Here is a 12,908-nt window from a genome sequence, read left to right on the forward strand (position 1 = left end):
CCCGTCCGACCGGGCGGGGGCGCCGCGCTGTCGTGTCCGGAGGGCCCGGTGCGATCACTGGTCGCCGAGCGCCTCCACCACCGGTCGGGCCAGCGCCCGCCGCGCCGGCAGCACCGAGGCGAGCAGCGCGGCCACCACGGCGACGGCGAGGATCAGCCCGAGCTGTCCGAGCGGCAGCACGACGTGGAAGTCGCCGGCGCGGGCCAGCAGGGCCATCGCGGACGCGCTGACGCCGGTGCCGAGACCGACGCCGAGGAGGGCCCCGACCAGGGCCATCAGTACCGCCTCGACGGCGAGCATCATCCGCATCCGGCCGCGGGTCAGCCCGACCGCGCGCAGCACGGCGTTCTCCCGGGTGCGCTCCACGACGGACAGGCTCAGCGTGTTGGCGACGCCGACCAGGGCGATCACCACCGCCAGCCCGAGCAGCGCGGTGACGAACGCGAGCAGCAGGTCCACCGTCCCGGTGAGCATCTTCTTGTACGCGGCCTGGTCGAGCAGGTTCACCGTGGGGTAGCGGGCGACGACCGTCTCGATCGCGGCGCGGGCCGTCGCCGGGTCGACTCCGGCGGCCGGCTCGACCTCGGCGAGGTAGCCGCGCTCGTTCGGGAAGAGGGCGGTGAAGTCCTCGTCCACCAGCTCGACCACGTGGCCGGCGGGCACCGGGCCGCCGGTGGACGTCGGGTTGTCGCCGCCGACCACGGCCGCGACCCGGAACGTCCGGCCGCTGACGGTCACCGGGGACCCCGCCGTCCAGCCACGCGCCTCGGCCAGTTCCCGGTGTACCAGCACGCTGCCCGGTCCGAACCGCGCCAGGTCGCCGGCGCGCACCGTGGGTCCGGACCGGCGCACCAGCGTCGGGTCGGCGGCCCGGATGTCGATGCCCGCGCTCACCGCCTCCCGCTGCTCGTGCACGAGGCCCAGCTCGGTTCGGGCGCGCAGCTCTCCGGAGAGTGGCGCGGGCAGGTCGCCGCCGATGCCGGTGACGACGAAGTCGGCGCCGACCTGGGCGTCCACGGTGCGTTCGATGCCGTCCTTGGTGCTGCGGGCGCCGACCACGAACGCCGACACCAGGCCGATGCCGATGACCAGGGCGGTGGTGGTGGCGGCCACCCGCCGCGGGTTGCGCATCGCGTTGGCGACCGCCAGGCCGGCGACCGCCCCGACCACCCGGCGGACCGGCCAGCCGAGGGCTCGGACGAGGGCGGGGACGAGCACCGGGCCGAACAGCACGATGCCGAAGAAGGTCAGGACACCGCCGAGGGCGACCAGCGCCACCTGGGCCGCGGCCGCGGCGCCGACCAGCGCCGCGATCCCCGCGACGAGCACCACCGCCCCCACCGCCAGCCGGGCCCGCCCGGCGCGGCGGGCCGGCTGCACGGCGGCGTCGGTCAGCGCGGCGACCGGCGGGATCCGGGTGCCGCGCCAGGCCGGCAGCAGCGCCGACGCGACGGTGAGCAGCGTGCCCAGGGCGAGCGCCAGCAGCACGGTCGACGCGGTGACGGTGAGTCCGCCGTGGACCGCGACGTCCCACCGGGACAGCAGCGTCCCCAGGCCGCCGGCCAGGGCCGCACCGAGGACCACACCGGCGGCGGACGCGGCCAGCCCGACCAGCGCCGACTCCACCAGCGCGGCCCGGAACACCTGTCCTCGGGTCGCGCCGACCAGCCGCAGCAGCGCCGTCCGGCGGGTGCGTTGGGCGAGCACGATCGCGAACGTGTTGGCGATGACGAACCCGGCCACCACCACGGCGACCGCGGCGAAGGTGAGCAGTACCGTGCTGAACTGCCGCAGGTCGCGCACCGCGTCCTCGACCGCGTCGTCCAGGATCTGCTGGCGGGTCTTCACCGTCGAGGAGGATCCCGCGACGGTGGACAGCCGGTCGGCCAGCGCGTCCCGGTCGACGCCGGGGCGGGCGGCGACGAGGATCCGGCCGTAGCCGGTCATCCCGCTGACCGTGAGCGCGTCCGGGCCGACCAGGCCGATGAACGGTCCGCCCACGTCCCGGGTCGTGCCGGCGACGTCGACGGTGCCGACCAGGGTGTATGGGCGGGCGGGTCCGTCGCCGCCGCCGACCCGGACGGCCGTGCCCAGGGTGAAGCCCTCCTCGGCGGCCGTGGGCGCGTCGAGGACCACCTCTCCGGGCCGGTCCGGCAGTCGGCCGGCGACCACGTCGTACGAGCGCAGGGCCGGGTCGGTGGGGATCGCGGCGAGGACGGCGAACCCGAGCACCGGGCGGCCGTCGCTGCCGACGACCCCCGCGGTCGCGGTCAGCTCCCCGTCGGCGGCGGCCACCCCGTCGACGGCCCGCACCCGGTCGACGAGCGCGGCGGCGAGCGGCTCCTTGTCGGCGTAGACGCCCAGGTCGGTGTGCCGGTCGAAGGTGCCGGCCCGCTCGTACGCACCGGCGCGCATGCCGTCGACGAAGATCAGCGTTCCGGCGACGAACGCGACGCCGAACACGATGGCGAGCGACGAGAGCAGCATCCGCGTCGCCTCGGCCCGCAGCGACCGCAGGGTCAGGCGCAGCATTCCGGTCACCGCCCCGGGGCCGTGCCGGCCCGGTCGCGGCCACCGGCCGCCACGAGGTCCAGGCCGGCGAGCGCGTCGAGCACCCGCTCGGTGGTCGGCGCGGTGAGGTCACGGACGAAGCGGCCGTCGGCGAGCAGGACCACGCGGTCGGCGTGCCCGGCGGCCACCGGGTCGTGCGTCACCATGATCACGGTCTGGTCGAGGGTGTTCACGGCCTCCCGGAGCAGCCGCAGCACCTCGGCGCCGGAGCGGGAGTCGAGGTTGCCGGTCGGCTCGTCGGCGAAGACCACCCAGGGTCGGGTGACGAGCGCGCGGGCGACCGCCACTCGCTGCTGCTGGCCGCCGGAGAGCTCAGCCGGCCGGTGCCGCAGCCGGTCGGTGAGGCCCACCGCGGCCACCACCTGGCGCAGCCACCCGGGGTCGGGCCGCCGCCCGGCGATCGCCAGCGGCAGCACGATGTTCTCCTCCGCCGTCAGGGCCGGCAACAGGTTGAACTTCTGGAACACGAAGCCGACCCGGTCCCGGCGCAGCAGCGTGAGGCGCCGGTCGTCGAGCCGGCCGAGGTCGGCGTCACCGATCCGGACCGTGCCGGCGCTGAGCCGGTCGAGGCCGGCGAGGCAGTGCAGCAGCGTGGACTTGCCGGAGCCGGAGGGGCCCATGATGGCGGTGAACCGGCCGGCGGCGAAGTCCAGGTCGACGCCGTCAAGAGCGACGACGGCGGACGGGCCGTCGCCGTAGCGCTTGCTGAGGCCGCGGGCGGCGACCGCGACGCCGTCGGTGGCGCGGGCGGGTGGTGGAACGGGCACGTGGCGCTCCCCGTGGAGAGGGACGATCTGACCTCTCCGACGCTATGGCCGGCAACGCCCTGTCGATCTCCACCTGCACGCTCGATCCGCGTACGTCCCGGGTCGCCCCGGACCGGGCGAACCCGTACGCCTCAGGTCGTACGCGCCTCAGCCGCCGGGGACGACGAGCCCGCTCTCGTACGCCAGCACCACCGCCTGCACCCGGTCGCGGAGCTGGAGCTTGGCCAGGATCCGCCCCACGTGGGTCTTCACCGTGGCCTCCGCGACGTGGACCCGCGCGGCGATCTCCGCGTTGGAGAGGCCCTGCGCCACCAGCAGGAGGATCTCCCGCTCCCGGTCGGTGAGCTGGCCCAGCCGGGGGTCCTCGCCGGGGCCGGGGCCGAACTGGCCGGCGAACCGGTCGAGCAGCCGCCGGGTGATGGACGGGGCCACCACCGAGTCGCCCTGGGCGACCACGCGGATCGCGGCGAGCAGGTCCTCGGGTGGCACGTTCTTGAGCAGGAAGCCGCTCGCCCCGGCCTGGAGCGCGGCGAACGCGTCCGCCTCGGTGTCGAACGTGGTGAGCACCAGCACCCGGGGCGGCCCGGCGGGCCGGTCGGCGCAGAGCCGGCGGGTGGCCTCCACCCCGTCCATGGTCGGCATCCGGATGTCCATCACGACGACGTCGGCCTCGACGCGGGCGAGCACCCGCAGCGCGTCCGCGCCGTCGATCGCCTCGCCGACCACCTCCAGGTCCGGCTGGGAGTCCAGCACCATCCGGAACCCGGCGCGCACCAGCGCCTGGTCGTCAACGATCACCACCCGTACGCTCACGCCGCGATCACCTCCGTCGCTCCGGCCGTCGACGGTAGCGGCAGCCGCACCTCGACCTGCCATCCCCCGGCGAGCCGGGGGCCGGCGGTGAGGGTGCCGTCGTACACGCCGACCCGCTCGCGCATGCCCACCAGGCCGTGGCCCCCGGACGGGGCGGGCCGGACCACCGGGCGGCCGTGCCCGTCGTCGACCACCCGGACGACCACCGCGTCGGCGGTGTGTTCGAGGGTCAGCTCGACGTCGGCGCCCACGCCGGCGTGCTTGAGCGCGTTGGTCAGCGCCTCCTGGACGACCCGGTAGACGGTCAGCTCCAGGCCGGGCGGCAGCGCCGGCGGCGTTCCGGTGACCGCGTGCCGGACGTTCAGGCCGGCGGCCCGGAAGCGGTCGAGCAGGGTCGGCAGCTCGGTCAGCGCCAGCCGGCGGTGCTCCGGGTCGCCGCTCACGGCGGTCCCGCCGGTGGCGTCCCCGGGCTCGGTCGCCGGCTCCGGCGGGGTCGTCTCCCGCAGGACGCCGACCAGGCGGCGCATCTCCTCCAGCGCCTGACGGCCGGTGTCGGCGACGACCTTCACGGCCTGGCGGGCGGTCTCCGGGTCACGGTCGAGCATGAACCGGGCACCGTCGGCCTGGACGATCATGACGGCCATGCTGTGCGCCACCACGTCGTGCAGCTCCCGGGCGATCCGGGTGCGCTCGCCCGCGACGGCGGCACGGGCCTCGGCCTCCCGCTCCCGTTCCAGGGTGGCGGCCCGGTCCTCCAGGCTGAGCACGTAGAGCCGCCGGGTACGCACGTTCAGCCCGACGAGCCAGACCGCGCCGGTGACCAGCCCGAAATAGATGGCACTGCCCCACCACGGGCCGGCACCGTCCACCTGGAGCGCGGCGAGCACCACGCCGACGGCGGCGGCGAGCCCGGCGAGGACGCCGTCGCGGAGCCGGTCGGCGTACTTGACGACGCTGTAGACGGCGACGAGCACCCCGACGTCGAAGGCGAGGGGGCCCCAGCCGGCGATCACCTGGCTCAGCGCGAGCGCCCCGACGACCGCAGCGACGGCCGCGGGGTGGGACCGGCGGAACAGCAGCGCCACCGCCATACCGACCCCGACCAGGGTCGCCAGCCAGCCGCCCGGCTGGGCGACCGCGCCGACGACGCCGAAGAAGACGACCATGCCCGAGACGAGGACGTCGAACCCGACGCCACGCAGGGGACGCCCGAAGAGGGTGCGGTTCACGGTCACCCAGCGTACGTGCCGGAGGGCGCACCGGGTCGCCGCGCGCGGCGGGGTCAGCGGGCGAGGAGTTCGTGCATCCGGCCGATCTCCACGGTCTGCTCGGTGGCCACCGAGTTGGCGAACTCGTTGAGCGTCTGGTCGGCGCCGACGGTGAGCAGGTCGGTGGCCAGCTCGATCGCGCCCTGGTGGTGCGCGGTCATCATCTGGACGAAGAGCCGGTCGAAGTCGGCCCCGCGGGCCGCCGCGAGCCGCGCCAGCGCCTCCGGCGTCTGCATGCCACGCATGGTGCCGTGGTCGTGCCCCTCGACCTCGGCCGGCAGGTTGCGGTTCTGGAGCCAGCCGCGCATGAAGCCCATCTCGGGGCCCTGGCTGGCGCGGATGCGGGCGGCGATCGCGCGGATGTCCGGATCGGCAGCCCGGTCGGGCGCCAGCTCGGCCATCTGCAACGCCTGGGCGTGGTGCGGGATCATCATCCGCACGAACCAGACGTCCATGTAGTTGTGCGGCACTGCGCCGGTGTCGGTGATCTCCCCGGCGGCGCGGCTGGTGGCCGACTCGCCGGGCCGGCCGGGCATGATGACCGTGGCGTCGGTCGGCACCGGGCTGGCCGTGGCGGAGGCGGTGGGCGCGGCGACCGGGCGGGCCGTCCCGCCGCCGTCGTCGCCGGCGCGGACCACCGCCACGACCCCGAGCGGCAGGACGACCGCCAGTGTGACGATCGCCAGGGTCCGGACGCGCCGGCTGGTCATGGGCCACTCCCTGAGGTCGAGGTCACCGCGATGCTATCGATTCAGGAACACACATCGATGTGAGGCCGATCACAACAATGACGATGGTCGAACGGTAAGGTGTCGAGAGTCGTCACTCCCTTGCGAAGGGCCTCGCCGATGATCAGACCCCCCATGCCACGGTTACGGCAGCTCCGCGTCGTGAGCCTCGCCGCGGCCGGCCTCCTCGTCGCCAGCATCGTGGCGGCGCCGCCCAGCAGCGCGCAGACCGCGCCGCAGTCGGCGCCGTCGACCACGAGCACGACGAACACCATCCCCGGCGTTGACGAGATCGTCAGCAGCCCCAACCTGCGCCAGATCGCGAACGTGCCGAAGGTGGCGCCGCTGGACGCGACGAACAGCGACATCGCCTTCCAGGGCAAGTACGCGTTCGCCGGCAACTACAACGGCTTCGTCATCTACGACATCTCGCGACCCAGCGCGCCCACGGTCGTCTCCCGGGTGTTCTGCCCGGGGTCGCAGAACGACATCTCCGTCGAGGGCAACCTGCTCTTCCTCTCCACCGACTCGTCCCGCAGCGACGACTCCTGCAACAGCACCGCGCAGGGGGCGAACGTCAAGGAGTCGTGGGAGGGGATGAAGATCTTCGACATCTCCAACAAGGCCAACCCGCGCTACATCAAGTCGGTGGAGACCGCCTGCGGCTCGCACACCCACACGCTGGTGCCCGGCAAGGACCGCAAGAACGTCTACCTGTACGTCTCGTCGTACAGCCCGCGGGCCGAGTTCCCGGACTGCCAGCCGCCGCACGACTCCATCTCCATCATCAAGGTCCCGCTGAAGAAGCCGACCGACGCGGCCGTGGTGGCCACGCCGAACCTCTTCCCGGACGGTGGCTTCCCGGGCAGCGAGACCGGCTCGGCGACGACGGGGTGCCACGACATCACCGTCTACCCGAGCAAGGACCTGGCCGCCGGTGCCTGCATGGGTGACGGCATCCTGATGGACATCCGCAACCGTGAGGCGCCGCGGGTGATCAACCGGGTCCGGGACACGGTGAACTTCGCGTTCTGGCACTCGGCCACGTTCAACAACGCCGGCACCAAGGTGATCTTCACCGACGAGCTGGGCGGCGGCGGCGCGGCCACCTGCAACGAGGCCATCGGACCGGACCGGGGCGCGGACGCCATCTACGACATCACCGGTCGCGGTGACCGCCGGACGATGGTGTTCAAGAGCTACTACAAGATCCCGCGCGTCAACGCCGACACCGAGAACTGCGTGGCCCACAACGGCTCGCTGATCCCGGTGCTCGGGCGGGACATCATGGTCCAGGCGTGGTACCAGGGCGGCATCTCGGTCTGGGACTTCACCGACTCGGCCAACCCGAAGGAGATCGCCTTCTGGGAGCGCGGCCCGCTCTCGGCCGACCAGTTCGTCGGCGGTGGCACGTGGTCCGCGTACTACTACAACGGCCACATCTACTCCAACGACATGGTCAAGGGCCTGGACGTCCTGAAGCTGACGGACTGGCGCACCTGGACGGCGGAGCTGGTCCGGTTCAAGGACCTCAACGTGCAGACCCAGGGTCACTACCCGGGCCGGTAGGCACGAGCAACGGCACCACGGGCCCGGCCCCCCACGGGGGCCGGGCCCGCTCGTGTCGTACGGGGCCGGGTCAGCTCATCGGCAGGCGGTAGCGCCGCTCGCCCCCACCCATCGCGGTCACCAGGGTCACCTCGCCGCTGCGCAGCCCGTACGTCACCGACCAGCGGGTGTGCGCCTGCCGGACGGCGGTGAGGACCCGGTGCGCGGCGGCGGCGTCGGCCACCCCGCCGGACTCGGTCATGGCGCGGGCGATCAGCCCGTACCGGCGGTCCTCGCGGCGCCGCTCCTCCGGGATCCCCGCCACCGGCACGTTGGTCAGCGCCTGCCAGGCACCCCGCCCCCGCTCGACCCGCATCTCGCCGTCGACGAACTCCACCACGGCGGACGCGCCGGTCGCGTCGCCCACCAGGTAGTGCAGCGGCGGGCCACCGTCGAAGTCGAGGTTGTGCGCGGCGAAGACGGCCACCGCCTGGTCCACGGTCGCCGCCCGGTCGAGCACGAGACGCAGGATCCGCACCGAACCGACGGTGGGCTTGCCCGGGTCACGGTCGGCGCGGGCCCCGTCGTCGGCGGCGAGGCCCACCGCCAGGCCACGCTCGTTCATCCCGTCGAAGGGCAGCAGCGGCGCGTTGAGCAGCCGCCGGTCCCCCGCCGGGTCGGCGCCGACCCCGAGGTACGACAGGTCGACCAGCGAGATCGACGCGTAGCCGTCGGGCGGGTCGGTGCGCAGCACCATCGCCGGGTTGGCGTCCCAGTCGAAGTTGCGGGCGAACAGCGGCCGGCTCCGATCGCCGGCGGCGACGAACAACGAACACCCGAACGGCGTCGCCGGGCTGGCGTCCGTGCCCGTGGTGGCGTCGTAGCGCCCCACGTAGGTCATCTCGTAGAGCGGCAGGTCGTCGACCCGGCGCAGGCTGCCCAGGGTCTCGTCGACCTGCGCCGCGTCCTGCCGGGAGGCGGTCGGCGTGCCGGTGGGGCCGCCCTGCGCCCCGGGTGGGGTCGAGCGGGACGGCGAGCAGGCGGTCAGGGCGAGCAACAGGGCCACGGTGGCGGCCGGCAGAGTCCTCCGCATATCCATGGGACGCTATGCGGGCGCCGGTGCGCTTGTCCACCCGCCGCGACCGGTCGACTCCGTCCGGCCACCGGAACCGTCCGGTCGGCCGGGTCACAGTCGCCGGCCGTTGCGGGCGCCACACCCCTGTGACGTGCGAGGATCGTCCGCCGTGACCCTCGCCGCCCCGGCACGCCCCACCCCGACCGGCCGTCGGCGCCGCCCCCACCCGCTGGACGTGGTGGCCGTCGTCCTCGCCCTGGTCGGGGTCGGCTGCGTGCTGGGTGGGCTGCTGCCCCGCGCCGACGCCGGCGCGACCCTGCACCGGATCCTGCCGCTGCTGCTGTTTCTCGGCACGGTGGTGGTGCTGGCGGAGCTGACCGCGGTCGCCGGGGTCTTCGACCTGCTCGGCACCCGCCTGGCCATCGCCGCCCGGGGCAGTTGGGTACGGCTCTTCCTGCTCTGCATGGGCTTCGCGGCGGTGACCACCGTCACGCTGAACCTGGACACCACGGCGGTGCTGCTCACCCCGGTCGTGCTGGCCCTGGCCGGCAACCTCGGCGTCGCCCCGGCCCCGCTGGCCGTGACGACCGTCTGGCTGGCCAACACGGCCAGCCTGCTGCTGCCGGTGTCCAACCTGACGAACCTGCTCGCCGCCGACCGCCTCGGCCTCGACCCACTGGCCTTCGCCGCCCGGATGTGGCTGCCGCAGCTCGCCGCGCTCGTGGTCACCGGTTTGGTGCTCTGGTTCGGATGGTGGCGCCGCTACCGGCCGCCGGGTGGGCGCTTCTCGCCACCGCCCCGGCAGCGGCCCGCCGACCCGGTGCTGTACCGGACCGCCCTCGCCGCCTGCCTGGTCTTCGTCGGCGGGGTGCTGGCCGAGGTGGAGATCGGGATCGTGTCGAGCGTGGCCGCCGCCCTGGTGCTGGCCGGCTTCGCCGTCCGCTCCCCCCGCACCCTGGGCCTGCACCTGGTGCCCTGGCGGTTGCTGGTCTTCGTCACCGGCCTCTTCCTCGTGGTGCAGACCCTCGGCCGGTGGGGCCTGGACCACCTGGTCGCCGCACTCCTCGGCCACGGCGACGGGACGGCCGGACTGCTGCGGGCGGGCGGCACCGGTGCGCTGCTCGCCAACGCGGTGAACAACCTGCCCGCGTACCTCGCGGGCGAGTCGGTCCTGCCGCCCGACGCCGCGCCGCGCCTGCTGGCGCTGCTGATCGGCACGAACGCCGGCCCGCTGGCCGTGCCGTGGGCGTCGCTGGCGACCCTGCTGTGGTTCGAGCGGTGCCGCAGCGCCGGGGTCGCCGTGCCGGTACGCCGGTTCCTGCTGACCGGTGGCCTGCTCGCGGCCACCGCGACCGCCGCCGCGGTCGGCGCGCTGGCCCTCACCACCTGACCGGCCCGGATCGGCGGCCGTCCGACCGGCGCCGCCGCCAGGGGTGCGTGGATCAGCCGGGCAGTGGGGCCTCGTCGCCGCGCGTGCGGCGCGGGCCGACCAGCCGGCGGACCATCGGCGCGGCGTTCCACTTGGCCGCGCCCACCAGGTCCCGGGCGTGCTCCAGCACGGTGTAGTCCGGCCGGGCCTGGCCCTGGGCGATCGCCCGGTCCAGGTCGTTGCCGCACCGGGTCAGCACCGTGTCGAAGTCCCGGCGTACGGGGTCGAGCAGGTGGTAACCGAACGAGCGGTGCAGGCGGGCGAAGAACGGCTTGTAGAGTCGGGCCCGCTCGTGCAGGCCGGACGAGTACGACATGGGGTTCTTCGGCCGGCGGCGCACGTAGTCGGGCAGCACGTCGGCGAACGCCCGGCGGAGGATCCATTTCTCCTGCCCGTCGCGCATCTTCAGCGACAGCGCCAGGCGCATGGCCAGCTCGACCACGCTCAGGTCGAGGAAGGGGACACGGGTCTCCACGCCGTGTCCCATGCTGGTGCGGTCGACGCGTTGCAGCTCGGTCCGGCCCAGGTTGCTGATCTTGTGCAGGAACAGCCGCCGGGAGGCCGCCGGCCCCACCTCGTGGTACATGGGGTAGCCGCCGAACAGCTCGTCCGACCCGTCGCCGGTGAGCGCCACCTTCACGCCCAGCTGCCGCAGCCGGCGGAACAGCGGTACGGAGACCACCGCGTTGATGATGTCGCCGTACTCGGTGAGCTCGGAGAGCCGGATCGCCTCGCGGATGTCGGCGAGCCGGATGTCACGCGGGCGCAGCTCGACCACCTCGTGCGGCACGCCCAGGTCGGCCGCGAGCCGCCGGGCGTACGCGACGTCCGGGCTGTCCGGCACGCCGACGGTCACCGCCACGCAGTCCGGGTGCGTCTCCCGGACGTGCCGCAGGACGATCGAGCTGTCCAGCCCGCCGGAGAGCACCACCCCCACGGTGAGGTCGGTGTCGACCCGGGCCCGGATGCTGTCCCGCACCGCCGCACGGACGAGCAGGGCGGCCTCGTCCGGGTCGTCGATCGGGGGCGGCCCGTCGCCGAGGGCGAGCAGGTCCACGTGCGGGCGTAGCCGGAGGTGACCGTCGGCGTCCGCCCAGCCGTGGTGCCCGGGTGGCACCTCGCCGATCGGCGCCCCATATCCGACCAGCGCCTTCACCTCGGAGGCGAGGTGCAGGCAGCCCGGCTTGCGGGTCCAGTAGAGCGGCTTCACCCCGAGCGGGTCGCGGGCCAGGTAGACGCGGCCGGTGGCCCGCTCGACCACGACGAACGCGTACTCGCCGCGCAGCCGGCCGACCGCGTCCTCACCCCAGCGTTCGAACGCGGCCAGCACCACCTCGGTGTCCCCGTCGGTGCGGAAGGTGTGGCCGTGCCGGAGCAGTTCGGCGCGCAGCTCGCGGTGGTTGAAAACTTCGCCGTTGTAGCAGAGCAGCCACCGCTCGTCGGCCGACGTCCACGGCTGCACTGCGCGGTCCCGGTCGACCACGCGCAGCCGGCGGGTGCCGACGAGCAGGCCGGTCTCGTAGCGGACCTCGGTGACCTCCCCGCGCGGCGCGAGAACGGCGAGCATCCGGCGGAAGACGGCCGGGTCCGCCTCGGGGCCGACGCTGACGGCGATGCCACACATACCGTCACATCCCCATCTCGGCCTCGTAGGCCCGGCGCAGCCGGCGGCGGGCACTCGGGGAGACGCACAGGTGCCAGGCCTGCCCCTCGTCGACGACGTTGACCTCGCCCGCCTCCTGACGGACGAGCAGCAGCTCGGCGAGGGCCTCGCGGGCGCCGAAGCGCTCGAACCAGGCCATCTCCACGTCGGCGGCGTAGCCGAGGCAGTGCCCGCTGGGCAGCATCGCCGAGTAGCCGAGGCGCCGCAGGCGGTACTGGTGTTCGGCGCTGCGGGTCAGGCTGGTCACCCAGAGCGGCGGGGTGCCGGGCGGGGCCGTCGCGGCGAACTCGCGACCGAGGTCGTTGAGGAGCGCCACCACCTCGCGGCGGGCGCGGCGGGCGAAGAGCCCGGCCGTACGCGGGCTGGCGTCGGGCCGCAGCCGCCGGCGGGCCGCCTGCAGTCCCCGGCCGACGAGGCTGGCCGGCTGCTGCCGGTAGCGGAACCGCAGCAGGTCCCGGCGACGCAGCCACTCCAGGTCGACCAGGTCGGCGCTCCCCTCGACCTGCGCGTCGGTGAGGAACGGCGACGCGTCCCGCCACCACATGACGTCGATGCGGGAGAGCAGGTAGATCCGGACGAGCGCGGTCAGGTCGCGGGCCGCGCTGCGCTCGTTGGGCTGGTAGCGGGCCATCTCCAGAAGCAGGGTCTCGCGGGCGCCGACGAAACCCTGCGGGGTGGCGTCGAGCACGGCCGCGAGGGCCGGCTCACGCAGCCGCTCGTCGATCAGCACCTGCCGGGCGGCGGTGCTCGGCACGTCGGCCAGGGCACCCACCTCGACCAGCAGGTCGGCGACGGCGGCACGGTAGGCGGCGAGGTCCGGCCCGGCCGCCCGGGGCCGACCGGCCGGCGTGGTGGGCAGGCGCCGGGCCGGCGCGGTCGGAGTGACGGGGGAACCGGGCCGGCGTCCGGGGCTTCGGCTGGGCACTCGCATGATCGGTCCCCTCTCCCATCATGACGTGCAGTCCTCACGACCTGCACACACCGTAATCGCCCGGATCGGGAGGGGGCCGAACAATCCGCCTAACCACCTCGATTGGCGACGTCCG

10 protein-coding genes are annotated in these 12,908 nt (G+C 74.3%); 2 read left to right on the forward strand and 8 right to left on the reverse strand.

What is annotated here, in order from left to right:
- Positions 1 to 54: 54 nt before the first annotated feature.
- The 5 genes from GA0070620_RS08700 to GA0070620_RS08720 form a co-directional block, all read right to left on the reverse strand.
- Positions 55 to 2,532, reverse strand: a complete 2,478-nt coding sequence (locus tag GA0070620_RS08700; RefSeq protein WP_091589384.1) for an ABC transporter permease — start codon at positions 2,530 to 2,532, stop codon at positions 55 to 57.
- 5 nt (positions 2,533 to 2,537) lie between these two features.
- Positions 2,538 to 3,338, reverse strand: coding sequence for an ABC transporter ATP-binding protein (locus GA0070620_RS08705; RefSeq protein ID WP_091589385.1), 801 nt, complete (start codon positions 3,336 to 3,338; stop codon positions 2,538 to 2,540).
- A 147-nt stretch (positions 3,339 to 3,485) separates the two neighbouring features.
- Positions 3,486 to 4,151 carry a response regulator gene (locus tag GA0070620_RS08710; protein ID WP_091589386.1) on the reverse strand — a complete coding sequence of 222 codons (666 nt, stop codon included), beginning with the start codon at positions 4,149 to 4,151 and terminating at the stop codon, positions 3,486 to 3,488.
- The gene (locus tag GA0070620_RS08715) at positions 4,148 to 5,386 is read right to left on the reverse strand and encodes a sensor histidine kinase (protein WP_091589387.1); all 1,239 of its coding nucleotides are present in this window, start codon (positions 5,384 to 5,386) and stop codon (positions 4,148 to 4,150) included. The genes GA0070620_RS08710 and GA0070620_RS08715 overlap by 4 nt, the downstream gene beginning before the upstream one ends.
- A gap of 47 nt (positions 5,387 to 5,433) precedes the next feature.
- Positions 5,434 to 6,129: a DUF305 domain-containing protein gene (locus tag GA0070620_RS08720; RefSeq protein WP_091589388.1), complete on the reverse strand. Its 696-nt coding sequence runs from the start codon at positions 6,127 to 6,129 to the stop codon at positions 5,434 to 5,436.
- A gap of 138 nt (positions 6,130 to 6,267) precedes the next feature.
- On the opposite strand from GA0070620_RS08720, the gene GA0070620_RS08725 reads away from it, so the two are divergent.
- Entirely contained in the window at positions 6,268 to 7,716 is a 1,449-nt protein-coding gene (locus GA0070620_RS08725) for an LVIVD repeat-containing protein (RefSeq protein WP_091589389.1), read from the forward strand.
- Between the two features lie 70 nt (positions 7,717 to 7,786).
- Here GA0070620_RS08725 and GA0070620_RS08730 read toward each other — a convergent pair whose 3' ends face one another.
- On the reverse strand, positions 7,787 to 8,788 hold the full coding sequence (locus GA0070620_RS08730) for a linear amide C-N hydrolase (RefSeq protein WP_091589390.1): 1,002 nt from the start codon (positions 8,786 to 8,788) through the stop codon (positions 7,787 to 7,789).
- 151 nt (positions 8,789 to 8,939) lie between these two features.
- Here GA0070620_RS08730 and GA0070620_RS08735 point away from each other — a divergent pair, with 151 nt between their 5' ends.
- The gene (locus tag GA0070620_RS08735; protein ID WP_231922294.1) at positions 8,940 to 10,160 is read left to right on the forward strand and encodes an ArsB/NhaD family transporter; all 1,221 of its coding nucleotides are present in this window, start codon (positions 8,940 to 8,942) and stop codon (positions 10,158 to 10,160) included.
- Between the two features lie 52 nt (positions 10,161 to 10,212).
- Here GA0070620_RS08735 and GA0070620_RS08740 read toward each other — a convergent pair whose 3' ends face one another.
- A complete protein-coding gene (locus tag GA0070620_RS08740) occupies positions 10,213 to 11,823 on the reverse strand; it encodes an asparagine synthetase B family protein (RefSeq protein WP_091589392.1) in 1,611 nt (536 codons plus the stop codon).
- A gap of 4 nt (positions 11,824 to 11,827) precedes the next feature.
- The gene (locus tag GA0070620_RS08745) at positions 11,828 to 12,793 is read right to left on the reverse strand and encodes a hypothetical protein (protein WP_091589393.1); all 966 of its coding nucleotides are present in this window, start codon (positions 12,791 to 12,793) and stop codon (positions 11,828 to 11,830) included.
- Positions 12,794 to 12,908: the final 115 nt, after the last annotated feature.

The sequence above is a fragment of the Micromonospora krabiensis genome (genome assembly GCF_900091425.1).
Taxonomy (GTDB): domain Bacteria; phylum Actinomycetota; class Actinomycetes; order Mycobacteriales; family Micromonosporaceae; genus Micromonospora; species Micromonospora krabiensis.

Bases quoted from the DNA above. Each gene is read 5' to 3' on its own strand.
- GA0070620_RS08700 (WP_091589384.1), bottom strand. From the start codon at position 2,532: ATGCTGCGCCTGACCCTGCGGTCGCTGCGGGCCGAGGCGACGCGGATG.
- GA0070620_RS08720 (WP_091589388.1), bottom strand. From the start codon at position 6,129: ATGACCAGCCGGCGCGTCCGGACCCTGGCGATCGTCACACTGGCGGTC.
- GA0070620_RS08725 (WP_091589389.1), top strand. From the start codon at position 6,268: ATGATCAGACCCCCCATGCCACGGTTACGGCAGCTCCGCGTCGTGAGC.
- GA0070620_RS08730 (WP_091589390.1), bottom strand. From the start codon at position 8,788: ATGCGGAGGACTCTGCCGGCCGCCACCGTGGCCCTGTTGCTCGCCCTG.
- GA0070620_RS08740 (WP_091589392.1), bottom strand. From the start codon at position 11,823: ATGTGTGGCATCGCCGTCAGCGTCGGCCCCGAGGCGGACCCGGCCGTC.
- GA0070620_RS08745 (WP_091589393.1), bottom strand. From the start codon at position 12,793: ATGCGAGTGCCCAGCCGAAGCCCCGGACGCCGGCCCGGTTCCCCCGTC.